We start from the raw sequence: 23,761 nt of genomic DNA, 5'->3' as shown, positions 1-23,761 counted from the left end.
CGCACTATTCAGTAAGATCCGCCGTCTAATTTACAGGGCGGCCCCTGAGGCTATAAAGAATGAAAACTTTTACTGCTAAACCAGAAACAGTAAAGCGCGACTGGTTTGTCGTCGACGCTGCTGGTCAGACCCTGGGTCGTCTGGCCACCGAGATCGCCAGCCGTCTGCGTGGCAAGCACAAGCCGGAATACACTCCGCACGTTGACACCGGTGATTACATCGTTGTTATCAACGCTGAGCAGATCCGTGTCACTGGTGCTAAAACCACTGACAAAATGTACTACTCTCACTCCGGTTTCCCGGGCGGGATTAAGTCGATCAACTTCGAAAAGCTGATCGCCAAAGCTCCTGAGCGCGTGATCGAGACCGCGGTTAAAGGCATGCTGCCTAAAAACCCACTGGGTCGCGACATGTACCGTAAGCTGAAAGTCTATGCGGGCGCTGCTCACCCTCATACTGCTCAGCAGCCCCAAGAACTGAAGTTTTAACGGAATAGTTCATTATGTCGGCGACTCAAAACTACGGCACTGGCCGTCGTAAAACCGCAACCGCACGCGTTTTCCTGCGTCCAGGTACCGGTAACATCTCGATCAACAACCGCACTCTGGAGAATTTCTTCGGTCGCGAAACTGCCCGCATGGTAGTTCGTCAACCGTTGGAACTGACTGAGACTGTCGAGAAATTCGATATCTACGTCACCGTGATCGGTGGTGGTGTAAGTGGTCAAGCTGGCGCAATCCGCCACGGTATCACTCGCGCACTGATGCAGTACGACGAAACTCTGCGTGGCGCTCTGCGCAAAGCAGGCTTCGTAACTCGCGATGCTCGTGAAGTTGAACGTAAGAAAGTCGGTCTGCGTAAAGCGCGTAAGCGTCCGCAGTACTCGAAGCGTTAATTCGCAGCTTCGTTCAAAAAAAGCCCAGCCTCTTCGGAGCTGGGCTTTTTTTATGGGCTTTTTTTATGGGCGTTAATTATGTGCTGTGTCAACGTGCCACATCAGTAGAGACCCTATACTGCAAGGGCTGTAGCCGACTCAGAACGGTAAAGACCTTGTAAGAGTAGGGTCTTTTCATTACCATTCTGCAAAATTTTAATAAGCACAGATTGTTACTTAAAAGAAGCCTGGTTTTACAGGCTAAAAAGCTGATGGGAGAGGACTGATGAGCAATGACGGCGTCAATGTCGGCCGGCGTCGCTTCCTCGTGGCAGCCACATCCGTGGTGGGTGCTGCTGGAGCGGTGGGGGCGGCGGTTCCGTTCGTAGGGTCATGGTTTCCCAGTGCCAAGGCGAAAGCCGCAGGCGCACCGGTGAGAGTGAATATCGCAAAGATTGAGCCGGGCCAGCAGATGATTGCTGAGTGGCGGGGTCAGCCGGTATTTATTGTTCGCCGCACAGAGGAGATTCTGGCAAATCTGAAAAAGATTGAGGGCCAGCTTGCTGATCCTGAGTCCAAGCAGTCTGATCAGCCTGAAAACTCAACGAATGAATGGCGATCCATTAAGCCGCAAGTGCTGGTGGTGATCGGAATTTGTACGCATCTGGGCTGTTCGCCGACGTTTCGTCCAGAAGTTGCGCCTGCTGACCTGGGTAAGGATTGGGTCGGAGGGTATTTTTGCCCCTGTCATGGTTCCCACTATGATCTGGCCGGTCGTGTTTACAAGTCGCAGCCTGCTCCATTGAACCTGCCAGTTCCGCCTTACTACTATGTAGATGGCAGCGATAACGTCATTGTCGTTGGTCTTGAAGGGGAGAACGCGTAATGAGCAAATTCATGGATTGGATTGACGCTCGCTTCCCCGCAACGAAAATGTGGGAAGACCATCTCAGTAAATATTACGCCCCCAAAAACTTCAATTTCCTCTACTTCTTCGGCTCCCTCGCTTTATTGGTTCTGGTAAACCAGCTGGTAACGGGTGTGTGGCTGACGATGAGTTATACGCCGTCAGCAGAAGAGGCTTTTGCTTCTGTCGAATACATCATGCGTGATGTTGAGTACGGCTCCATCCTGCGCTACCTGCACTCCACAGGCGCGTCAGCGTTCTTTATCGTGGTGTATCTGCATATGTTTCGGGGCTTGCTCTATGGCTCCTATCAGAAGCCGCGAGAGCTGGTGTGGTTATTCGGCATGATGATTTACCTGGCCCTGATGGCGGAAGCTTTTATGGGCTATTTGCTGCCTTGGGGGCAGATGTCCTACTGGGGCGCGCAAGTGATCATCTCGCTGTTCGGCGCTATTCCGGTCATCGGCAACGATCTTACGCAGTGGATCCGTGGCGATTACCTGATCTCCGGTATCACTCTGAACCGTTTCTTTGCCTTGCACGTGGTGGCCTTGCCGATCGTGATTTTGGGATTGGTGGTGCTGCATATCCTGGCCTTGCACGAAGTCGGGTCCAACAACCCGGATGGCGTGGACATCAAAAAGCTCAAAGACGAAAACGGTATCCCGTTGGATGGCATTCCTTTCCATCCCTATTACACCGTCAAAGACATTGTCGGCGTGGTGGTATTCCTGTTTATCTTTTGCTCGATCGTGTTCTTCTTCCCGGAAATGGGTGGCTATTTCCTTGAAAAACCAAACTTTGAACAGGCTAATGCCTTCAAGACACCTGAGCATATTGCCCCTGTCTGGTACTTCACACCGTTCTACGCGATCTTGCGGGCAATCCCGGACAAGCTGTTTGGCGTGATCGCCATGGGCGCTGCAATTGCCCTGTTGTTCGTGTTGCCCTGGCTTGACCGTAGCCCGGTTAAATCGATGCGCTACAAAGGCTGGCTGAGCAAAATCTGGTTGTGGGTATTTTGCATCTCGTTCGTGATTCTCGGTGTGCTGGGTGTTATGGCTCCGACTCCGGGCCGTACGCTGCTGTCGCAGGTGTGTACGTTCCTGTACTTCGCCTACTTCATTCTGATGCCGTTCTACACCCGGCTTGAGAAGACCAAACCTGTTCCGCAAAGGGTGACTGGCTGATGAAAAAGCTATTGGCTGTATTGATGCTCGTGGCCTTGCCGGTAGTCTCCTTTGCCTCTGAACAAGGTGTGCAACTCGACAAGGTCGACATTGATGTGTCTGACAAGGCAGCCTTGCAGGATGGCGCGCGTACGTTCGCCAACTATTGCATGGGTTGTCACAGTGCCAAGTTCCAGCGCTATGAGCGGGTGGCCGATGACTTGGGTATCCCCCATGACGTCATGCTCGACAATCTGGTGTTTACGGGAGCCAAGATTGGTGACCATATGAACATTGGTATGCAGCCTGAGGATGCCAAGGCCTGGTTTGGTGCCGCCCCTCCCGACCTCACGCTGGTGGCGCGTGTGCGCGGCACGGATTGGTTGTACAGCTACCTGCGTGCGTTCTATGAAGATCCGTCACGCCCATGGGGAGTGAACAACAAAGTCTTCCCGAATGTGGGCATGCCTAACGTTCTGGCACCGTTGCAAGGTCGTCAGGTTATCGGCTGCAAGCAAGTACAGATCGTAGAAGATGGCAAGAAGCAGTATGATCCGCTCACTGGCACGCCTTTGACACATGAAGCGTGCGACCAGCTGACAGTGTTGCCTAAAACCGGCACGCTGACTGAAGAGCAGTTCGATGAGAAGATCAAGAACCTTGTGACCTTCCTGGCCTACTCGGCCAACCCGGTAAAGCTGGAGCATCAGCGCATCGGGACCTACGTTCTGCTCTATCTGGCCTTCCTGTTCGTATTCGCTTATCTGCTCAAGCGCGAATACTGGAAAGATGTGCACTAAAAGATTTACACGCAATGCTGTTAATCGTGTGCGCCCGAGGTGTCTCTTAAAGGTAACCCGGCAAGATGTGCGAGGGGCAAGGTGAATACCTTGCCCCTCCGGATTTTGCAGTTATCGGAGACGTTCCTTGGGCGTGTTCGTTTTTCCGCTCCTGATAATTTCTACAAGCGAGGAGGACCGCCATGGGCGTGACCAATCGGTTGGCCTGTTACTCCGACCCAGCAGACCACTATTCTCACCGGGTGCGCATTGTGCTCGCAGAGAAAGGCGTCAGCGCCGAGATCATCAGTGTGGAGGCGGGTCGTCAACCGCCGAAGCTGATCGAAGTGAACCCTTACGGCAGCCTGCCAACGTTGGTCGATCGTGACCTGGCGTTGTGGGAGTCGACTGTAGTCATGGAATATCTGGATGAGCGTTATCCGCATCCGCCGTTGTTGCCGGTGTATCCGGTAGCGCGTGCCAACAGTCGTCTGCTGATCCACCGTATCCAGCGTGACTGGTGTGTACTGGTGGACCTGATTCTCGACGCCAAGACCAAAGAGCCGGCACGGGTGCAGGCCCGTAAAGAGTTGCGCGAAAGCCTGACAGGCGTTTCTGCATTATTTGCCGACAAACCTTTTTTCCTCAGTGATGAGCAAAGTCTGGTCGACTGCTGTCTATTGCCGATACTCTGGCGCCTGCCTGTTTTGGGTATTGAATTGCCGCGGCAAGCCAAGCCGCTGCTCGACTATATGGAGCGCCAGTTTGCGCGTGAGGCTTTCCAGGCTAGTTTGTCTGGTGTCGAACGCGACATGCGCTAAGGCTTAGGAGCCCTCGATGAATTCAAGCAGACCTTACCTGGTGCGTGCGCTCTATGAGTGGATCGTTGATAACGATTGCACGCCGCACATGCTGGTTAACTCTGACTACCCGGAGGTGCAAGTGCCTGCGGGTTTCGCCAGTGACGGGCAGATTGTCCTGAATGTTTCGCCAACCGCCGTGCGCGATTTGCACATGGACAACGAAGCAGTAAGCTTTGAAGGGCGTTTCGGTGGTGTGCCGCATACGCTGTACGTTCCTATCCCGGCCATCATGGGCATTTACGCTCGTGAGAACGGCGAGGGGATGGTATTTGACCTTGAAGAGCACCTGAGTGGTGATGATGAGGTTGAGCCGCATGATGATGGGCCGCCACCAGGTACTGAGCCGCCGAGACCTTCGGGTCGGCCAAGCCTGAAAGTGGTCAAGTAATAAAAAAGGCGACCTTGAAGGTCGCCTTTTTTGTGCCTGACGTTCAGGTCAGTCGATGTACTCAAACAGCTTTACGATTTTTTGCACGCCAGACACGCCTTGCACCAGATTGGTGGCGCGAGTGGCTTCTTGTTTGGTGACAAGGCCCAGCATGTAGACGATGCCGTTCTCAGTGACAATTTTGATCCGCGAGCCCGGGATTTCACTGTCGGTCAGCATTTGGGTTTTGATTTTGGTGGTCAGCCACGCGTCATTGTTACGTGCCAGAAGGGATGACGGTGCCATCACTTGCAGTTCGTTGTTGACCTTCTTTACGCGTTGAACGGCAGCAGCGGCCTGTTCAGCCTGGGCTTTGAGTTCTGCGCGCGGTGTTTGTCCGGCCAGCAATACGATGCCGTTGTAGCTGGTCACAACGATATGGGACGCGGTGTCCAGATCAGGGTTGGCTTTGGCCACATTCACGGCCACTTTGGTTTCGATCAGGGAATCGTCGATTTTGCTGCCGAAAGTACGCGTACCACGATCATCTTCGATCGGTGTGTCGCGGGTGGCGGTCAGTACCGAGCTGCAGCCTGCGGTCAGGCCCAGACACAGGGTCAGGGCGACGAGGCCAAGGCGATTGAAAGTCATTCTTCACTCCCGAACAATTGGCTGTCGATCAGATCACACAAACAGTGGATCGCCAGCAGATGGACTTCTTGGATGCGTGCAGTGACCAGGGACGGGACGCGAATTTCCACGTCCTCGGGTAGCAGTAGTGAGGCCATGCCGCCGCCGTCTCGGCCGGTCATGGCAACCACGATCATTTCTCGGTCATGGGCCGCCTGGATTGCCTGAATGATATTGGCCGAGTTACCGCTGGTGGAAATGGCCAGCAGGACGTCGCCAGGCTGGCCGAGGGCGCGAATCTGTTTGGAGAACACCTCGTTAAAGCTGTAGTCATTGGCGATCGAGGTGATCGTCGAGCTGTCAGTGGTCAGGGCAATGGCCGGCAGGCTCGGGCGCTCGCGTTCGAAACGGTTGAGCAGCTCGGATGAGAAGTGTTGGGCGTCGCCGGCGGACCCGCCGTTGCCGCACGACAACATTTTGCCTTCATTGAGCAGTGCGTTGACCATCACTTGGCTGGCGAGCTCAATGTGGGGGGCAAGCACTTCCATCGCTTGCTGCTTGGTGTCGATGCTGGCTTGAAAAAGCTGGCGGATCCGGGATTGCATGTCCATCTATGTGACCTTAAGTAGGGCGGCTGGTCGGGCGTGATTCAGGTGTTCCTGAGTGACTTCCCGGCACAAGAATGTGCAGCCCGCAAAGCAAAGCAATAATCGTTTTAAAAAGGGTGCTGGATAGGCCTGATAGCGCATTAGCTGTCAAAGGCGTTCCGTAGCCAGTTCAAGTGAGGTGTGGCGCTGTCCATGGCGACTACATCGAATCGACATGGGTGATTGGCCCAGCGTGCCTCGCGTTGCAAGAAGTGCTGGGCGGCAAGAATCAGTTTTTGGCGCTTGCGTGTGTCAATACTGGCCAGTGCGCCACCCCATTGTGCGTGTTGCCGGTAACGAACTTCGACGAATACTACTGTATCGCCGTCAAGCATGACCAGATCCAGCTCGCCGCGTTTGCACAGCCAGTTTTGCGCCAGCAACCGCAAGCCATGTTGCTCAAGATGCCGCAGCGCCAGGCGCTCGGCATCTTTGCCTGTGTTTTGGCTGGAGCGCTCAGGCATCAGTTCGGGGTGTCGGGCAGGCGTTGGACTTGGCCATTAACGAACTCGGCCCATGGCAACTGGCGCTCAACGTGCTGGGTCGGGCTCATGCCGAGGCTGCCGGACAAGCCGTCAATCCGGCTATCAGGCAGTGCCTTGAGTTGGCCCAGGCGCGAGGTCAGTATGTAAGCGTCAACGCCCATTGCATAAAGGCGTCCCAGGCTGCCAGATGCTTGAGGCCACTGCGCGGCGACTTGCTGGCGCAGTGGATTGCCAGGTTCAAGCAGCCAAGGCGTTTCACAAAAACGTACGCCGTTCATGTCGTTGTACTGGTCCTGATTGCCACTCGCGCTGAAAACGTGGGACGTGGCATACACAGGCAGGTCGCTGGCATATTGATAGTTCAGGGTCGGCTTGATCTGCTGGGCTTGCTGAGGAGTGGCCGCCAAAAACAGGAACTGCATGGGCTCGTTCGAGTTTTTGCGTTGCTGAACCAAATCGCCGACTTGCTGTGCCAATGCAACGGGTTGATCGATGTATTCAATACCTACAACGCTGCCGCCGTGGGCAATCCATTCCTGACGGAAGGCGTTAAGCACGCGCTCGCCCCATTCGCCTTTAGGCACCATGGCGCCAGCGCGGGTCAAGCCATCGGCACGTGCGCGACGAGCCACTTCACGGGCTTCGTCTTCAGCGGCCAGGCCGAACTGAAACAGCTGAGCCGGGCCTTGGGTACCTTCGCTGTAGTTCAGAGCCAGTGTGGTAATGGGCAATTGCGAGCGTGCATTGAGTTGCTTGACCAGTGTTTTTTCCAGTGGGCCGACGACCAGTTGCACGCCGTCGGCTTGGGCCTGGCGATAAAAATCGTCCAGCGAAGTCAGGCGAGAGCTGTCATAAAACTGGATGCTCGGCGGGTTTTGACCGGCCTGTTGAGCCTGGTAATGAGCGGCCACGAAGCCGTCACGTAGCGCTTTGCTGACCGAAGCCAATTGGCCTTCTTGTGGCAGCAGCAGCCCAATTTTGGTCAGTGGCTGGCTGGCCAGCTCCTTGAGTTTGACCAAGGGGGTCGGCAGTTGGATAGCAGCAGGGTGAGCAGGGTTCTGAGCACGCCATTGGTCAATGGCAGTTTGTTGCTCCTGCACGGTGCCGGCACGCTTCACGGCCAGCGCCAATGATGCCCAGCCGCCTAGCACGTCATTGCCTTGAGCCTGTAATTGCTCAACCGGCAACGCGGCAACCAGCGCCCAGATAGCGTCATTGTTGCTGTTGGCAGCATCGCCCGTCAGATTTGCGCTCATGGCCACGCGTTCACGCGCAGCAGCGAGAGTTTGGTCATCGGCTTCGAGTGCGCGGGCATGAACCGTGTGTGTGCGCACTTGCAGATCAGCTGGCATCTCGTCAATTCGCGCGATGCTCGGGTGGCTCAGAGCGGTCAGGGCAGCTTTAGGGTCGTTGCGGTTCATGGCCAGCTCAGCGGCCAGCGTGCTGGCAAAAACCTGCTGGGCGGGTTTTAGTTGATCCACTGGCACTTGAGCCAGGATCTGGGCGGCGCGCTCATTGTTTTGCTGGCGCATGGCGAGGTCGGCCGCAGACAGGCGCAGCAGCGCAGCCTTCTGCGGATCCTTGCTGGCAGACGCCTGTTGCAGCAGCTGTTCAAGGCTGGCATCCGGGGTCCGGGGGAGTTCGCCAAGGCTGGACGAGGGCGAGCTGGCGCAAGCCGCCAACAGGGCAGCAAGGCAGAGGGCAGTGAACAGCCGCAGGCAGACGGTCATGTAGTGTTCCTGATACTCGATCAAATGAGGGGGGAAGTGTACCCAAGCGCTGGCCGGGGCGCGATGTTAGGTTCGTTAAAGCTTAAATTTAGATCACATATACGACCTGTGGCCGCTGAAGTTTTCGGGTTCAGCGGTTAACGGCCATTCTGAAGGGTGCTTTCAAGAGGGGTCTACGCGTTACAATGGCGCCTTTAACTCTCATGAGGTGTGCGTTTTGACTGCTCCAGGTGCAATGAATTCCGTTGTCGGCTCGCTTTATGTGGTGGCCACGCCCATCGGTAACCTGGACGACATCAGTGCGCGTGCGCTCAAAGTGTTGCGCGAGGTGTCGTTGATTGCGGCCGAAGACACGCGTCACTCCCTGCGTTTAATGCAGCATTTCGGTATTTCCACGCCGTTGGGCGCTTGCCACGAACATAACGAGCGTGAAGAAGGCAGTCGGTTCATTCAGCGGTTGCTGGCCGGGGAAGACGTAGCCCTGATCTCCGATGCGGGAACGCCACTGATTTCTGATCCCGGTTACCACTTGGTGCGTCAGGCTCGGGCGGCAGGGGTCAAAGTGGTGCCGGTGCCGGGCGCGTGTGCCCTGATTGCAGCGTTGTCTGCGGCAGGTCTGCCTTCAGACCGTTTTATCTTCGAGGGTTTTTTGCCGGCCAAGGCCGTAGGGCGTCGTTCGCGGCTGGAATTGTTGAAAGAAGAGCCGCGCACGCTGATTTTCTATGAAGCGCCTCACCGTATTCTGGAGTGCCTGCAAGATCTTGAACTGGTCTTCGGCCCTGAGCGCCCAGCGTTGCTGGCCCGCGAGCTGACCAAAACGTTCGAGACGCTTAAAGGTTTGCCGTTGGCTGAGCTGCGTGCTTTCGTAGAAGGCGACAGCAATCAGCAGCGCGGGGAGTGCGTAGTGTTGGTGGCGGGCTGGACTGCACCTGAAACAGGTGAAGTGGTCAGCAGTGAAGCGATGCGAATTCTTGATTTGCTTCTCAAGGAAATGCCACTCAAACGTGCAGCAGCCCTAGCCGCGGAAATCACGGGCGAACGCAAAAACGTGTTGTATCAAGTGGCGCTGGAAAAACAAAAAGCCGATTAAGTGCGGCTGAGTAGTGGCGCTTTGATATTTTTAGGCTTCTTATTCTGCCGGCAAAAGGTTTTGCGACATATGAATGTAGTGGCTAAGTGGCTTTAGCGCTTGTTCTATACGCTCTGTACAGTTAACCTTTGCGCCGGAGAGTCGATTGGACAGTCGCTGCCCCCTATGAAAATTAGGGGGGGGAGGAAAGTCCGGGCTCCATAGGGCGAAGTGCCAGGTAATGCCTGGGAGGCGTGAGCCTACGGAAAGTGCCACAGAAAATAACCGCCTAAGCACTTCGGTGCCGGTAAGGGTGAAAAGGTGCGGTAAGAGCGCACCGCACGACTGGCAACAGTTCGTGGCTAGGTAAACCCCACTTGGAGCAAGACCAAATAGGGTCCCAAGGCGTGGCCCGCGCTGGGACCGGGTAGGTTGCTAAAGATGTCCAGTGATGGCCATCGTAGACGAATGACTGTTCACGACAGAACCCGGCTTACAGATCGACTCTCCACCTTTTTCTCTCTGTTTGCATCGCAAGCAGATCGCTGATTGTAATATCGAGTCATATCCCTTCGAAACATTCGCAAGCAAACTCGGCTATGTAATGCCAAAAAGTTCTTACTCTTAACAAACTGCTTTAAGTTTGAAGGTTAGAGCCCCGAGTTTGCTGTGTATCGGTTGTCAAAAAATCCCTTCGCTAAATGCTGTACGTCTATTTACCCCGTTAAAACTCCGTTCTGTAAGGATTTTCCTATGGGCATCTCCTTGACGGTGTGGTGGGCGCATTCCTATAGTGTGCGCAAGTGGCGAAAAGTGGCATAAAGTGGGTTTTTCAGACGTAAAACGATAAGAATTGGAGTGACGCTCGTGTTTCGTGGAGCTAACGCAATCAGTCTCGATGCCAAGGGTCGTCTCGCAATGCCGAGCCGGTACCGTGACGAGCTGATTTCGAGAAGTTCCGGGCAACTGATCGTGACCATCGATGCGGTCGATCCTTGCTTGTGCGTTTACCCGCTCGATGAGTGGGAGTTGATTGAAACCAAGCTTCGTGCGTTGCCTTCGTTACGTGAAGAAAACCGTCGTTTGCAGCGCCTTTTGATTGGTAACGCCGTCGACCTAGAGCTCGATGGCAGCGGTCGTTTTTTGGTGCCACCGCGGTTGCGTGAATATGCCAAGTTGGATAAACGCGCGATGTTGGTGGGCCAGCTGAACAAGTTTCAACTGTGGGACGAGGATGCCTGGGAAGCTGTTTCTGCCGCTGACCTTGCAGCCATTCAACAACCGGGCGCCATGCCTGAAGAACTGCGTGATTTAATTCTGTGACTATAGATAGCGACTTCAACCACATCACCGTACTGCTCGACGAAGCCGTAGAGGCTCTCGCCGTACGTCCTGATGGATGCTATCTGGATGGCACCTTCGGTCGCGGCGGACATAGCCGCTTGATACTCCAGAAGCTTGGCCCGCAGGGGCGTCTCCTCGGGTTTGATAAAGATCCACAAGCGATTGCCACCGGGCAAGCGCTAGCGGCCGAAGACGGCCGCTTTGTCATTGTGCAACGCAGTTTTGCCGAGATGGGCTCCGAGGTCGCTGCGCGCGGTTTGGCGGGTAAGGTGAGCGGTGTACTGCTTGATCTTGGCGTGTCTTCGCCGCAGCTTGACGATCCTGAGCGCGGCTTCAGCTTTATGAATGACGGCCCTTTGGATATGCGTATGGACCCGAGTCAAGGGATCAGCGCCGCCGAGTTTGTGAACACGGCTTCCCATGAAGAAATCACTCGCGTATTCAAAGAGTATGGCGAAGAGCGTTTCTCGGGCCGCATGGCTCGCGCAGTCGTTGAGCGCCGTGAAATCAAACCGTTCGAGCGCACGGGTGATCTTGCTGAAGTGCTAAAAGTGGCCAATCCGGCCTGGGAGAAGGGCAAACACCCGGCAACCCGAACTTTTCAAGGGCTGCGTATTCACGTCAACAACGAACTGGGTGATCTGGAGGCTGGCCTCGAAGCAGCGCTGGAGGCGCTCGAAGTTGGCGGCCGTCTGGTTGTGATCAGCTTCCATTCTCTTGAAGACCGCATCGTTAAGCTGTTCATGCGCAAACTGGTCAAAGGCGAGCCCGATAATTTGCCGCGCGGCTTGCCCGTGCAGCACGTTGCCTTTGTTCCCAAAATCAAGATCCACGGCAAGGCACAAACGGCTTCTGAAGCAGAGCTCAAGGCCAATCCGCGTTCGCGCAGCGCTGTTATGCGCGTCGCGGAGAAGCTTCGTTGAACAAGCTCTTCGCCAAGCCACTTCCCGGCGGAAGCTTTTTCATGTTGCTGCTATTTATTGGCGTGCTCGTCTCGGCCGTGGGCGTTTCTTACAGTGCTCACTGGAACCGGCAGTTGCTCAACACCCTGTACGGAGAGCTGAGCGTGCGCGACAAAGCGCAAGCCGAGTGGGGACGCCTGATCCTTGAACAAAGTACCTGGACAGCCCATAGCCGCATCGAAACATTGGCCAGCGAACAACTGAAAATGCACATTCCGGGCGCAGCGGAAGTGCGGATGGTGGCGCCATGATTAAACTCGAAGGCGCACTCTACCCGTGGCGTTTTCGCGTAGTGCTGGCATTGCTGGCACTGCTGGTAGGGGCTATTGCCTGCCAAATTGTCTACTTGCAGGTCATCGACCATGACTTCCTTAAAGGACAGGGCGATGCTCGCAGCATGCGTCACATCCCGATTCCCGCGCATCGTGGTCTGATTACTGACCGCAATGGCGAGCCTTTGGCGGTGAGCACGCCCGTGACCACGTTGTGGGCCAATGCCAAAGAAATGCAAGCGGCCAAAGACCGCTGGCCAGCGTTGGCGCACGCGTTGGGGCAAGACCCCAAAGTATTGACGGCGCGTCTTGAGCAACAAGCCAATAAAGAATTCATCTATCTGGTTCGGGGGCTGACGCCGGAGCAGGGCCAAGTTGTGCTCGACCTCAAAGTGCCGGGCGTTTATGGCATCGAGGAGTTTCGGCGTTTCTATCCGGCCGGTGAAGTCACCGCGCATATGGTTGGCTTTACCGATATCGACGATAAAGGTCGTGAGGGCGTCGAACTGGCTTATGACGAGTGGCTGGCCGGTGTTCCGGGTAAACGACAAGTGATCAAGGACCGACGAGGGCGCTTGATCAAAGACGTTCAGGTGACCAAAAACGCCAAGGCAGGGAAGACCTTGGCGTTGTCCATTGACCTGCGCCTGCAATATCTGGCTAACCGCGAACTGCGCAATGCGCTGGTCGAGAACGGTGCAAAGGCGGGCAGCCTGGTCATCATGGATGTGAAGACCGGCGAGATTCTGGCCATGGTCAATCAGCCGACTTACAACCCGAACAACCGCCGTAACCTGCAGCCGGCGATGATGCGCAACCGCGCCATGATCGACGTGTTTGAGCCCGGTTCGACCGTTAAACCTATTTCGATGAGTGCTGCGCTGGAAACCGGCCGCTGGAAACCGACGGATAAAGTCGAGGTGTATCCAGGGACGTTGCAATTGGGCAAGTACACCATTCGTGACGTATCGCGCACCGAAGGGCCGGTTCTCGACCTGACCGGCATCCTGATCAACTCCAGTAACGTCGGCATGAGTAAAGTCGCCTTCGATATTGGTGGTGAAGCGATCTTCAGGCAGATGGCAAAAATGGGGCTCGGCCAAGACACCGGCTTGGGCTTCCCCGGTGAGCGCGTTGGCAATCTGCCGAACTACCGCGAGTGGCGCAAGGCTGAAACCGCGACCCTGTCTTATGGCTATGGCGTTTCGGTAACGGCTATCCAGTTGGTGCACGCTTTCTCGGCTTTGGCCAACAACGGCAAGCTGGCGCCACTGACCTTGCTTAAAGCAGACAAGGACAAGCCAGCCGAGGCCGCGCAAGTCATGCCTGAAAAAGTGGCCAAAACCCTTCAGGGCATGTTGCAGGAAGTGATTGAAAACCCACGGGGTGTCTGGCGTGCCAAGGTGCCGGCTTACCATGTCGGCGGCAAGTCGGGTACTGCACGTAAAACGTCCTCGGGCGGCGTTAAAGGCTACGCGGTGAACTCTTATCGTTCCCTGTTTGCCGGGTTTGGTCCGATGAGCGATCCGCGTTACGCGATCGTTGTCGTGATTGATGAACCGAGCAAGGCCGGTTACTTCGGTGGCCTGGTCTCGGCCCCGGTCTTCAGCAAAGTCATGTCGGGGACACTGCGCCTGATGAACGTGACCCCCGACAACCTGCCTACAGCCGCCGAGCAACAAGCTGCAGCCGCTGCTGCCACAGCCAAAGGAGGGCGCGGCTAATGTCCCTGAGCCTGAACAAGATCTTCCCTCATGCTGGCCACGATCTGTTGATTCGTGAGCTGACACTCGATAGCCGCAACGTGCGCGCCGGAGATTTATTTCTCGCGGTGCCTGGTGGCAAGCTTGATGGGCGCGAGCATATTGGCGACGCGCTAAAACGTGGCGCGGCCGCTGTGGCTTATGAAGTGGACGGTGCCGATGTATTGCCGATCACCGCCGTTCCGTTGATTCCGGTCAAGGGGTTGGCCGCGCAGTTGTCGGACATTGCCGGGCGTTTCTACGGTGAGCCGAGCCATCATCTGGACCTGGTCGGTGTAACCGGCACCAACGGCAAAACCAGCGTGACTCAACTGGTTGCGCAAGCCCTGGATTTGCTCGGTCAGCACTGCGGCATCGTCGGGACTCTGGGCACCGGCTTTTATGGCGCGCTGCACAGTGGTCGCCATACCACGCCCGATCCGATTAGCGTGCAAGCCATGCTGGCCGATTTGAAAAAGGCCGGGGCCAAAGCGGTTGCGATGGAAGTCTCTTCCCACGGGCTCGACCAAGGTCGCGTCAGTGCGCTGGCGTTCGATGTGGCGGTGTTGACCAACCTGTCCCGCGATCATCTGGATTACCACGGCACTATGGAAGCCTACGCCGCCGCCAAGGCCAAACTGTTCGCTTGGGCTGATCTGCGTTGCCGCGTACTGAATCTGGATGATGACTTTGGTCGCCAACTGGCCACTGAAAAGCACGACTCGCGCCTGATCAGCTACAGCCTTGAAGACAGCAGTGCCTACTTGTATTGCCGCGAAGCGACCTTCGATGACGAGGGCGTACGTGCCACGCTGGTGACCCCGCAAGGTGAACATCACCTGCGCAGCGCCTTGTTGGGGCGCTTCAATCTGAGCAACGTACTGGCAGCGGTAGGTGCCTTGCTGGGGCTCGAATACCCGCTGGACGATATTCTTAAAATACTGCCCAAGCTCGAAGGCCCGGTGGGGCGTATGCAGCGATTGGGTGGCGGTAATAAACCGCTGGTGGTGGTCGACTACGCGCATACCCCGGATGCACTGGAAAAAGTGCTGCTGGCCATGCGTCCCCACGCCAAAGGTCAGTTGTTGTGCCTGTTCGGGTGCGGTGGCGATCGTGATCGCGGCAAGCGCCCATTAATGGCCGAGGTGGTAGAACGCTTGGCTGACGGCGTGTTGGTTACCGATGACAATCCGCGCACAGAAGCACCCGCTCAAATATTTGATGATATTCGAGCGGGCTTTGCTGCCCCCGGTAACGTCACTTTTGTCGCCGGTCGCGGCGAGGCCATTGCCCGCATTATTAGCAACGCTCGCGCCGAAGATGTGATTGTGTTGGCCGGCAAAGGTCATGAGGACTATCAGGAAATTAACGGCGTACGCCACGACTTCTCTGATCTGGTCGAAGCTCAAAAGGCGCTCGATGCTTGGGAGGCCGCGCATGCTTAAGCCTCTGTTGTTGAGCGAAGTAGCCGACGCCCTTGGCGGGCGTTTAGTCGCAGCGGATAGCTACTTCAACGGCGTCAGCATCGACAGTCGGGCCATTACCAAAGGCCAGCTGTTTATCGCACTGACCGGCCCGCGTTTCGACGGCCACAACTATCTGAATGAAGTCGCCGCCAAGGGCGCTGTTGCGGCATTGGTAGAGCGCGAAGTGCCTGAGTCGACGTTGCCGCAGCTGGTGGTCGAAGATACCCGCGCAGCACTGGGTCAACTGGGCGCGCTTAATCGCGCCGGTTATGACAAGCCTGTTGCCGCGATTACTGGCTCCAGCGGTAAAACCACGGTCAAAGAAATGCTGGCCTGCATCCTGCGTACTCGCGGGCCGGTGCTGGCGACCAAAGGGAATTTGAATAACGATCTAGGCGTGCCGCTCACGCTGCTTGAACTGACTCACGAGCATACTGCTGCCGTGATTGAGTTGGGTGCGTCGCGTCTTGGGGAAATTGCCTACACCGTCGCCATGACCCGACCACAAGTTGCTGTGCTTAACAATGCGGGCACTGCTCATGTCGGCGAATTCGGCGGGCCGGATAAAATCGTTGAAGCCAAAGGCGAGATCATTGAAGGGCTGGGCGCCGCTGGCGTCGCCGTTCTGAATCTGGATGACAAGGCTTTTGATATCTGGAAGAACCGGGCGGCAGGCCGCACGGTGCTCACCTTTGCATTGAGCAACACTAAAGCCGATTTTCATGCGGGCGATTTGACCCGTGATGCACGGGGCTGCCCAGGTTTCAAGCTGTACAGCCCGACGGGTGTCGAGCAGGTTCAACTTAACCTGCTGGGCACTCATAACGTGGCCAATGCATTGGCCGCTGCGGCTGCTGCCCATGCGTTGGGCGTATCGCTGTTTGGCATCAAAACCGGCCTTGAAGCGGTACAACCGGTCAAAGGACGTGCGGTGGCACAATTGACCGCTGCTGGCTTGCGAATTATTGATGACACTTACAACGCAAACCCCACCTCAATGTGCGCCGCCATTGATATACTCGCCGCCTTTTCCGGTCGCACCGTCCTGGTGCTCGGAGATATTGGCGAGCTGGGTGAGTGGGCGGAGCAAGGACATCGTGAAGTAGGCGCTTATGCCGCCGACAAGGTTTCAGCGCTCTATGCGGTGGGACCGATGATGGCTCATGCCGTCTCTGAATTTGGACCACAGGCTCGTCATTTCGCCAATCAGGCTGACCTGATCATGGCGCTTCGCGCTGAGCACCAAACCAACACCACTATTTTGATCAAGGGCTCGCGCAGTGCAGCGATGGAAAACGTCGTTGCGGCTTTGTGCGGTTCCAGCGGGGAGAAACACTAATGCTGCTGCTGCTAGCGGAGTATCTGCAACAGTTCTATAAAGGCTTCGCGGTCTTCCAGTACTTGTCCTTGCGCGGGATTCTTGGAGTATTGACCGCGTTGACCTTGTCGTTGTGCCTAGGGCCGTGGATGATCCGCACCCTGCAAAACCGCCAGATTGGCCAGTCGGTTCGTAATGACGGCCCGCAGTCGCACTTGTCCAAGTCCGGCACGCCCACCATGGGTGGTGCGCTTATCCTGTCGGCGATCACAGTCAGCACCTTGTTGTGGGCTGATCTGAGCAACCGCTATGTCTGGGTCGTGATGATTGTGACCCTGCTGTTCGGTGCCATTGGTTGGGTAGACGATTATCGCAAAGTGATCGAGAAAAACTCCCGCGGCCTCCCGAGCCGCTGGAAGTATTTCTGGCAGTCGGTTTTCGGTCTGGGTGCAGCGATCTTTCTATACGCCACAGCCCCTAGCGCTGTTGAAACCACCCTTATTCTGCCGATCCTTAAAGATGCCAGCATTCCGCTGGGCATTGGTTTTGTGGTGCTGACCTACTTCGTGATCGTGGGGTCGAGCAACGCCGTCAACCTGACTGATGGCCTCGACGGCCTGGCGATCATGCCAACGGTAATGGTGGGCGGTGCCTTGGGCATCTTCTGCTACCTGTCGGGTAACGTGAAATTCGCTGATTATCTGCTCATTCCATACGTGCCGGGCGCAGGCGAACTGATTGTCTTCTGTGGTGCGCTGATTGGTGCCGGCCTTGGTTTTCTGTGGTTCAACACCTACCCGGCACAAGTCTTCATGGGCGACGTTGGCGCGCTGGCACTGGGTGCTGCGCTGGGCACCATTGCCGTGATCGTGCGTCAGGAAATCGTGCTGTTCATCATGGGCGGAGTGTTCGTGATGGAAACCCTGTCGGTGGTGATACAAGTCGCGTCCTTCAAGTTGACCGGCAAGCGGGTGTTTCGCATGGCACCGATTCATCACCACTTTGAACTCAAGGGCTGGCCTGAGCCGCGAGTGATTGTCCGTTTCTGGATTATCACCGTGATTCTTGTGCTGATTGGCCTTGCCACTCTGAAGCTGAGGTAGAACCTGTGTCTCTGATTGCTTCTGACCACTTCCGCATTGTCGTCGGCCTCGGCAAGAGCGGCATGTCTCTGGTGCGCTTTCTAGCGCAGCAGGGCGTGTCGTTTGCTGTGGCTGATACGCGGGAAACACCACCGGAGCTGGCCACGCTGCGCCGTGACTACCCGCAAGTGGAAGTGCGTTGTGGCGAACTGGATGTCGATTTCCTGTGCCGTGCCGATGAGCTCTACGTGAGCCCCGGCCTGGCCTTGGCGACACCTGCGCTGCAAGCGGCGGCTGCCCGCGGGGTGAAGCTGTCGGGTGACATCGATCTGTTCGCGCGTAACGCGAAAGCGCCCATCGTGGCAATCAGTGGTTCCAACGCCAAGAGCACCGTGACCACGCTGGTTGGCGAAATGGCGGCGGCTGCCGGTAAGCGTGTGGCGGTCGGCGGCAACCTCGGTACACCGGCACTTGATCTGCTCAACGATGACGTCGAGCTGTACGTGATGGAGCTGTCGAGCTTTCAGCTGGAAACCACCAACCAGCTGGGCGCCGAAGTGGCTACCGTGCTGAATGTCAGCGAAGACCACATGGACCGTTACAGCGGTCTGCCGGCTTACCATCTGGCCAAGCACCGGATTTTCCGCGGTGCCAAACAGGTTGTGGTCAATCGCCAGGATGCCTTGACCCGTCCGCTGATGGGTGAAGGTCTTCCGTGCTGGACCTTCGGTCTGAGCGCGCCTGACTTCAAGGCGTTCGGCCTGCGTGAAGAAAACGGCGAAAAATACCTCGCCTTTGAATTTCAAAACCTGATGCCGGTGCGCGAGCTGAAAGTACGTGGCGCTCATAATCAGGCCAATGCGTTGGCCGCTCTGGCGCTGGGGCATGCCGTAGGCTTGCCGTTCGATGCCATGTTGAGCAGCCTGCGCAGCTTCACCGGGCTTGAGCACCGCTGCCAATGGGTGCGCGAACTCGATGGCGTGAGCTACTACAACGATTCCAAAGCCACCAACGTGGGCGCTGCACTGGCCGCGATCGACGGTCTGGGTGCCGACATGGACGGCAAGCTGGTGCTGATCGCTGGCGGTGATGGCAAGGGCGCCGACTTCAGCGGCCTGCGTGACTCCGTGGCCAAGCATTGTCGCGCCGTGGTGTTGATTGGCCGTGATGCGGATTTGATCGCTGCAGCCTTGGGCGAGGAAGTGCCGCAAGTGCGGGCAGCTTCGCTGGATGACGCCATTGCGCAAAGCCGCGAGTTGGCACAACCGGGCGACGCCGTATTGCTGTCTCCGGCCTGTGCCAGCTTCGACATGTTCAAGAACTACGAAGAGCGCGGCCAGCTGTTCGCTCGCGCAGTGGAGGCCTTGGCATGATCTTCGGCATTATCAAACCTTATCCATCACCCTTGATCACAGGTCGTGGCATCGACCTCGACTTCCCGTTGCTCGCCGGTTGCCTGGCGTTGCTTGGTCTGGGCTTGGTGATGATTACTTCGGCATCGTCCGAAGTGGCCGCTTTGCAGTCAGGCAACACGCTGTACCACATGATCCGCCACCTGTTTTATATCGTGCTCGGTCTGGGCGCTTGTGTGCTGACCATGATGGTGCCGATTGCGACCTGGCAACGTATGGGCTGGATGTTGCTGCTCGGTGCGTTTGGCTTGCTGGTGATGGTGTTGCTGCCCGGTATTGGCCGTGAGGTCAACGGCTCAATGCGCTGGATCGGTTTCAGCTTCTTCAACGTGCAACCTTCGGAAATCGCCAAGGTGTTCGTGGTGATCTACCTCGCCGGTTATCTGGTGCGTCAGCAAAAAGAAGTTCGCGAAAGCTGGATGGGGTTCTTCAAGCCGTTCATCGTGTTGCTGCCGATGGCTGGCCTGTTGCTGATGGAGCCGGACTTTGGTGCAACGGTTGTAATGATGGGCGCTGCGGCCGCCATGCTGTTTTTGGGCGGCGTCGGTTTGTTCCGTTTTGCCCTGATGGTGGCGCTCGCGGTCGGTGCGGTGTTCGTACTGGTGCAGGCCCAGCCTTACCGGATGGCGCGCTTGATTACCTTTACTGACCCGTGGTCCGACCAGTTCGGTTCCGGGTACCAGCTGACTCAGGCCTTGATCGCATTTGGCCGTGGCGAGTGGTTCGGTGTAGGTCTGGGCAACAGCGTACAGAAGCAGTTCTACCTGCCTGAAGCGCACACCGACTTTGTATTTTCGGTGCTGGCTGAAGAGCTGGGTGTGGTCGGTTCGTTGCTGACCGTGGCGCTCTTTGTATTTGTGTGTGTGCGTGGCATGTACATCGGCCTGTGGGCTGAACGGGCCAAGCAATACTTCGCCGCCTATATGGCGTATGGCCTGTCCTTTCTGTGGATCGGCCAGTTCCTGATCAATATCGGGGTGAACGTCGGCCTGCTGCCAACCAAAGGTCTGACCTTGCCATTTCTCAGTTATGGCGGCAGCTCGTTGGTGATTTGCTGTGTGTGCATGGGCTTGTTGCTGCGTATTGAGTGGGAAAGTCGTACCCATTTAGGCAGTGAAGAAGCCGATTTCAAAGAAAGCGATTTCGCAGAGGAGCCGACCCATGGGCGCTAATGTGCTGATCATGGCGGGCGGCACTGGCGGGCACGTATTCCCGGCACTGGCGTGCGCACGTGAATTCCAGGCGCGTGGCTACACCGTGCATTGGCTGGGTACGCCGCGTGGTATCGAGAACGAACTGGTTGAGCCCGCGGGCTTCAAACTGCACCTGATTAACGTGGCGGGCCTGCGGGGCAAAAGCAAACTGTCGCTGCTCAAAGCACCGTTTGTGCTGCTCAAGGCCTTGTTTCAGGCGCGCAAGATCATTCGTGAACTTCAGCCCGTTTGCGTGCTGGGCTTTGGGGGCTACGTCACAGGCCCAGGCGGCCTGGCGGCGAAAACCTGCGGTGTGCCCGTGATCATTCACGAGCAGAACGCGGTCGCCGGAACGGCCAACCGTTTGTTGGTACCGATGGCGAGCCGTGTGTGTGAAGCCTTCCCGCAAACCTTTGCAGCGATGGACAAATTGCGCACCACCGGCAACCCGGTGCGTGCCGAGTTGTTCACGTTGGCGCCACGTGCTGCCCTTGAAGGGCGCAAGGCGAGGCTGTTGGTGCTGGGCGGTAGTCTGGGCGCCGAGCCGTTGAACAAACTGTTGCCTGAGGCACTGGCCCATGTACCGGCCGAGGTGCGCCCTGAGGTGTTTCATCAGGCGGGCAAGCAACACGATCAAATAACGGCCGAGCGTTATCAAGCGGTTGGCGTTGAGGCTGAAGTTCAGCCGTTTATCAAAGACATGGCCCATGCCTATGGCTGGGCCGACCTGGTGGTTTGTCGCGCAGGCGCGCTGACTGTCAGTGAACTGGCTGCGGCCGGTCTGCCTTCGCTGTTGGTGCCATTGCCCCATGCGATTGACGACCATCAGAGCCGCAATGCCGACTTTTTGGCCCGCGAAGGTGCTGCCTTCCTGATGCCACAAGCGACAACTGGCGCAGCCGAACTGGCTGAACGCCTGACAGAGGTATTGATGCAACCGGAACGACTGAACAGCATGGCGACCCATGCTCGCCGCCTGGCCAAACCTGATGCAACTCGCAATGTTGTCGATATCTGCCTGGAGGTGGCCAATGGTTGAGAATCAGAAAGCTATTCCGCAGCCGGAAATGCGCCGCATCCGCCATATTCACTTTGTCGGTATCGGTGGTGTGGGCATGTGCGGTATCGCCGAGGTATTGCTTAACCTGGGTTATCAAGTATCGGGTTCCGACCTGAATGCATCCCCTGTGACTGAACGCCTTGAGTCGTTCGGCGCGAAGATTTTCATCGGCCATCTCGCTGAAAACGCTGCCCATGCCGACGTGCTGGTGGTGTCGAGCGCGGTCAATACGTCTAACCCTGAAGTCGCAAATGCGCTGGAACGTCGTATTCCAGTGGTGCCTCGGGCCGAGATGTTGGCTGAGTTGATGCGTTATCGTCACGGTATTGCCGTTGCCGGTACGCATGGCAAAACCACCACCACCAGTCTGTTGGCGTCCGTGTTTGCGGCTGGTGGTCTGGACCCGACTTTTGTAATCGGTGGCCGGCTGAATGCAGCAGGGACCAATGCTCAATTGGGTACCAGTCGTTATCTGATTGCCGAAGCCGACGAAAGCGATGCCAGCTTTTTGCACTTGCAGCCGCTGGTTGCCGTCGTGACCAATATCGACGCTGACCACATGGCGACCTACGAAGGCGACTTCAACAAGCTGAAAAAAACTTTCGTTGAGTTCCTGCATAACCTGCCGTTCTACGGTTTGGCCGTGGTGTGTATCGATGACCCGGTCGTGCGTGAAATTCTGCCGCTGGTCAAGCGCCCGACTGTCACGTACGGCTTCAGCGAAGAAGCTGACGTGCGGGCGATCAATGTTCGCCAGCAAGGCATGCAAACCTTCTTTACCGTACTGCGCCCTGACCGTGAACCTCTGGATGTGTCGGTCAATATGCCGGGCAACCATAACGTATTGAACGCATTGGCCACCATCTGCATCGCTTCGGATGAAGGCATCAGCGATGAGGCCATCGTTCAGGGGCTGTCGCGCTTTGAAGGGGTGGGCCGACGCTTCCAGGTTTACGGCGAACTGCCCGTTGAAGGTGGCAGTGTGATGCTGGTGGACGACTACGGTCATCACCCGACCGAAGTGGCTGCTGTGATCAAGGCTGTACGCGGTGGCTGGCCGGAGCGCCGTCTGGTCATGGTGTACCAGCCGCACCGTTTCAGTCGCACCCGTGACCTGTATGACGATTTTGTGCAAGTGCTGGCCGACGCCAACGTGTTGCTCTTGATGGAAGTGTACCCGGCCGGTGAAGAGCCTATTCCGGGGGCTGACAGTCGTCAGCTGTGCCACAGCATCCGTCAACGGGGTCAGTTGGACCCAATCTACATCGAGCGCGGTGTTGAGCTGGCACCGATCGTCAAGCCGCTGCTGCGTGCTGGCGACATCCTGCTTTGCCAAGGCGCGGGCGATATTGGTCGCCTGGCACCGCAACTTATTAAAAGTCCGCTGTTTGCCGGTGCTGTTGTTGCAGCCACTGAAGGGAAGTTGAAATGACTGCTGCCTACGCCAACCTGTTCTCGACCATTGCCCCCGCCGACTTCGGTCGTGTGGCGGTGCTGTTCGGCGGCAAAAGCGCCGAGCGCGAGGTGTCGCTCAATTCGGGCAATGCCGTGCTTGCAGCGCTACAAAGTGCGGGCGTCGATGCGTTCGGCATTGATGTAGGCGACGATTTCATCTCACGCATCACGCAAGAAAAAATCGACCGCGCCTTTATCATTCTTCACGGCCGTGGCGGCGAAGACGGCAGCATGCAAGGTCTGCTGGAGTGCCTGGGCATTCCTTACACCGGCAGCGGCATCCTCGCGTCGGCGTTGGCCATGGACAAGCTGCGCACCAAACAGGTGTGGCACAGCCTGGGTATTCCGACCCCGCGTCACGCCGTTCTGGCCACTGAGGCTGATTGTATTTGCGCGGCGAAGGAACTGAGCTTCCCTTTGATCGTCAAACCGGCCCATGAAGGTTCAAGTATCGGTATGGCCAAAGTGAACAACGTTGATGAATTGATCAGCGCGTGGGCCGAGGCCAGTAAGTACGACTCGCAAGTATTGGTAGAGCAATGGATCACTGGTCCCGAGTTCACCATCGCCACCCTGCGTGATCAGGTGTTGCCACCGATTGCGCTGGGCACTCCGCATACGTTCTACGACTACGACGCCAAGTACGTGGCCAACGACACTCAGTACCGGGTGCCGTGCGGTCTTGATGAAGCCAAGGAAAAAGAACTGATGGACCTGACGGCCAAGGCCTGTGAGGCGATTGGTATTGCCGGGTGGGGCCGTCTGGACGTGATGCAGGATGCCGAAGGGCAATTCTGGCTGCTTGAGGTCAACACTGCCCCGGGCATGACTGATCACAGCCTGGTGCCGATGGCGGCCAAGGCTGCCGGTCTGGATTTCCAGCAACTGGTGTTGTCGATTCTGGCCGCCAGTGTTGAAGAGTCGCGAGGTTAAGA

At 56.8% G+C, this 23,761-nt stretch carries 24 protein-coding genes and 1 other RNA gene; 21 read left to right on the top strand and 4 right to left on the bottom strand.

Annotation, left to right across the window (positions count from 1 at the left end; genetic code table 11):
- Positions 1 to 59 precede the first annotated feature (59 nt).
- From rplM to FJD38_RS05320, 7 genes are all read left to right on the top strand, one after another.
- Complete coding sequence (gene rplM, locus FJD38_RS05350) at positions 60 to 488, top strand: 50S ribosomal protein L13 (protein WP_007917032.1); 429 nt, start codon at positions 60 to 62, stop codon at positions 486 to 488.
- A 14-nt stretch (positions 489 to 502) separates the two neighbouring features.
- Positions 503 to 895 (top strand): 30S ribosomal protein S9, encoded by a 393-nt coding sequence (gene rpsI, locus FJD38_RS05345; RefSeq protein WP_003216038.1) that lies wholly within the window; start codon positions 503 to 505, stop codon positions 893 to 895.
- 265 nt (positions 896 to 1,160) lie between these two features.
- The gene (petA, locus tag FJD38_RS05340) at positions 1,161 to 1,760 is read left to right on the top strand and encodes a ubiquinol-cytochrome c reductase iron-sulfur subunit (protein WP_122785739.1); all 600 of its coding nucleotides are present in this window, start codon (positions 1,161 to 1,163) and stop codon (positions 1,758 to 1,760) included.
- Positions 1,760 to 2,971 carry a cytochrome b gene (locus tag FJD38_RS05335; RefSeq protein ID WP_122785738.1) on the top strand — a complete coding sequence of 404 codons (1,212 nt, stop codon included), beginning with the start codon at positions 1,760 to 1,762 and terminating at the stop codon, positions 2,969 to 2,971. The genes petA and FJD38_RS05335 overlap by 1 nt, the downstream gene beginning before the upstream one ends.
- Positions 2,971 to 3,750, top strand: a complete 780-nt coding sequence (locus tag FJD38_RS05330) for a cytochrome c1 (protein ID WP_122785737.1) — start codon at positions 2,971 to 2,973, stop codon at positions 3,748 to 3,750. The genes FJD38_RS05335 and FJD38_RS05330 overlap by 1 nt, the downstream gene beginning before the upstream one ends.
- A 182-nt stretch (positions 3,751 to 3,932) precedes the next feature.
- The gene (locus tag FJD38_RS05325) at positions 3,933 to 4,550 is read left to right on the top strand and encodes a glutathione S-transferase N-terminal domain-containing protein (protein ID WP_122785736.1); all 618 of its coding nucleotides are present in this window, start codon (positions 3,933 to 3,935) and stop codon (positions 4,548 to 4,550) included.
- A 16-nt stretch (positions 4,551 to 4,566) separates the two neighbouring features.
- A complete protein-coding gene (locus FJD38_RS05320; RefSeq protein ID WP_122785735.1) occupies positions 4,567 to 4,980 on the top strand; it encodes a ClpXP protease specificity-enhancing factor in 414 nt (137 codons plus the stop codon).
- Between the two features lie 48 nt (positions 4,981 to 5,028).
- On the opposite strand, the gene FJD38_RS05315 is transcribed toward FJD38_RS05320, so the two are convergent.
- The 4 genes from FJD38_RS05315 to FJD38_RS05300 form a co-directional block, all read right to left on the bottom strand.
- Entirely contained in the window at positions 5,029 to 5,610 is a 582-nt protein-coding gene (locus FJD38_RS05315) for a BON domain-containing protein (RefSeq protein ID WP_122785734.1), read from the bottom strand.
- The gene (locus FJD38_RS05310) at positions 5,607 to 6,200 is read right to left on the bottom strand and encodes a phosphoheptose isomerase (RefSeq protein ID WP_122785733.1); all 594 of its coding nucleotides are present in this window, start codon (positions 6,198 to 6,200) and stop codon (positions 5,607 to 5,609) included. The genes FJD38_RS05315 and FJD38_RS05310 overlap by 4 nt, the downstream gene beginning before the upstream one ends.
- A 137-nt stretch (positions 6,201 to 6,337) precedes the next feature.
- On the bottom strand, positions 6,338 to 6,700 hold the full coding sequence (locus FJD38_RS05305) for a YraN family protein (protein ID WP_122785732.1): 363 nt from the start codon (positions 6,698 to 6,700) through the stop codon (positions 6,338 to 6,340).
- The gene (locus FJD38_RS05300) at positions 6,700 to 8,451 is read right to left on the bottom strand and encodes a penicillin-binding protein activator (protein WP_146384230.1); all 1,752 of its coding nucleotides are present in this window, start codon (positions 8,449 to 8,451) and stop codon (positions 6,700 to 6,702) included. Before FJD38_RS05300 ends, FJD38_RS05305 begins: the two co-directional genes overlap by 1 nt.
- A 235-nt stretch (positions 8,452 to 8,686) precedes the next feature.
- On the opposite strand from FJD38_RS05300, the gene rsmI reads away from it, so the two are divergent.
- From rsmI to FJD38_RS05230, 14 genes are all read left to right on the top strand, one after another.
- Positions 8,687 to 9,541 (top strand): 16S rRNA (cytidine(1402)-2'-O)-methyltransferase, encoded by an 855-nt coding sequence (gene rsmI, locus FJD38_RS05295; protein WP_122785730.1) that lies wholly within the window; start codon positions 8,687 to 8,689, stop codon positions 9,539 to 9,541.
- Positions 9,542 to 9,678: 137 nt separating this feature from the next.
- Positions 9,679 to 10,032, top strand: an RNA gene (gene rnpB, locus FJD38_RS05290) — RNase P RNA component class A.
- Positions 10,033 to 10,387: 355 nt separating this feature from the next.
- The gene (mraZ, locus tag FJD38_RS05285) at positions 10,388 to 10,843 is read left to right on the top strand and encodes a division/cell wall cluster transcriptional repressor MraZ (protein ID WP_048359172.1); all 456 of its coding nucleotides are present in this window, start codon (positions 10,388 to 10,390) and stop codon (positions 10,841 to 10,843) included.
- Complete coding sequence (gene rsmH / locus FJD38_RS05280) at positions 10,840 to 11,787, top strand: 16S rRNA (cytosine(1402)-N(4))-methyltransferase RsmH (RefSeq protein ID WP_167654229.1); 948 nt, start codon at positions 10,840 to 10,842, stop codon at positions 11,785 to 11,787. Before mraZ ends, rsmH begins: the two co-directional genes overlap by 4 nt.
- Complete coding sequence (gene ftsL / locus FJD38_RS05275; protein WP_122785729.1) at positions 11,784 to 12,077, top strand: cell division protein FtsL; 294 nt, start codon at positions 11,784 to 11,786, stop codon at positions 12,075 to 12,077. The genes rsmH and ftsL overlap by 4 nt, the downstream gene beginning before the upstream one ends.
- Complete coding sequence (locus FJD38_RS05270; RefSeq protein WP_146384228.1) at positions 12,074 to 13,822, top strand: peptidoglycan D,D-transpeptidase FtsI family protein; 1,749 nt, start codon at positions 12,074 to 12,076, stop codon at positions 13,820 to 13,822. Before ftsL ends, FJD38_RS05270 begins: the two co-directional genes overlap by 4 nt.
- Positions 13,822 to 15,285 (top strand): UDP-N-acetylmuramoyl-L-alanyl-D-glutamate--2,6-diaminopimelate ligase, encoded by a 1,464-nt coding sequence (locus tag FJD38_RS05265; RefSeq protein WP_146384226.1) that lies wholly within the window; start codon positions 13,822 to 13,824, stop codon positions 15,283 to 15,285. The genes FJD38_RS05270 and FJD38_RS05265 overlap by 1 nt, the downstream gene beginning before the upstream one ends.
- Positions 15,278 to 16,645: a UDP-N-acetylmuramoyl-tripeptide--D-alanyl-D-alanine ligase gene (locus FJD38_RS05260; RefSeq protein ID WP_146384224.1), complete on the top strand. Its 1,368-nt coding sequence runs from the start codon at positions 15,278 to 15,280 to the stop codon at positions 16,643 to 16,645. The genes FJD38_RS05265 and FJD38_RS05260 overlap by 8 nt, the downstream gene beginning before the upstream one ends.
- Complete coding sequence (mraY, locus tag FJD38_RS05255; protein ID WP_122785725.1) at positions 16,645 to 17,727, top strand: phospho-N-acetylmuramoyl-pentapeptide-transferase; 1,083 nt, start codon at positions 16,645 to 16,647, stop codon at positions 17,725 to 17,727. Before FJD38_RS05260 ends, mraY begins: the two co-directional genes overlap by 1 nt.
- Before the next feature lie 5 nt (positions 17,728 to 17,732).
- Positions 17,733 to 19,079 carry a UDP-N-acetylmuramoyl-L-alanine--D-glutamate ligase gene (gene murD, locus FJD38_RS05250; RefSeq protein ID WP_122785724.1) on the top strand — a complete coding sequence of 449 codons (1,347 nt, stop codon included), beginning with the start codon at positions 17,733 to 17,735 and terminating at the stop codon, positions 19,077 to 19,079.
- A complete protein-coding gene (gene ftsW / locus FJD38_RS05245; protein ID WP_146384221.1) occupies positions 19,076 to 20,290 on the top strand; it encodes a putative lipid II flippase FtsW in 1,215 nt (404 codons plus the stop codon). Before murD ends, ftsW begins: the two co-directional genes overlap by 4 nt.
- Positions 20,280 to 21,350 carry an undecaprenyldiphospho-muramoylpentapeptide beta-N-acetylglucosaminyltransferase gene (gene murG, locus FJD38_RS05240; RefSeq protein WP_122785722.1) on the top strand — a complete coding sequence of 357 codons (1,071 nt, stop codon included), beginning with the start codon at positions 20,280 to 20,282 and terminating at the stop codon, positions 21,348 to 21,350. The genes ftsW and murG overlap by 11 nt, the downstream gene beginning before the upstream one ends.
- Complete coding sequence (gene murC, locus FJD38_RS05235) at positions 21,343 to 22,803, top strand: UDP-N-acetylmuramate--L-alanine ligase (RefSeq protein WP_122785721.1); 1,461 nt, start codon at positions 21,343 to 21,345, stop codon at positions 22,801 to 22,803. The genes murG and murC overlap by 8 nt, the downstream gene beginning before the upstream one ends.
- Positions 22,800 to 23,759 (top strand): D-alanine--D-alanine ligase, encoded by a 960-nt coding sequence (locus FJD38_RS05230; RefSeq protein ID WP_122785720.1) that lies wholly within the window; start codon positions 22,800 to 22,802, stop codon positions 23,757 to 23,759. Before murC ends, FJD38_RS05230 begins: the two co-directional genes overlap by 4 nt.
- The last annotated feature ends 2 nt before the right edge of the window (positions 23,760 to 23,761 follow it).

Source organism: Pseudomonas saxonica, from assembly GCF_007858365.1.
In the GTDB taxonomy this organism is placed as follows: Bacteria; Pseudomonadota; Gammaproteobacteria; order Pseudomonadales; family Pseudomonadaceae; genus Aquipseudomonas; species Aquipseudomonas saxonica.
Note: the sequence above shows the minus strand (reverse complement) of the source record. Positions and strands in the feature narration are given on the sequence as shown.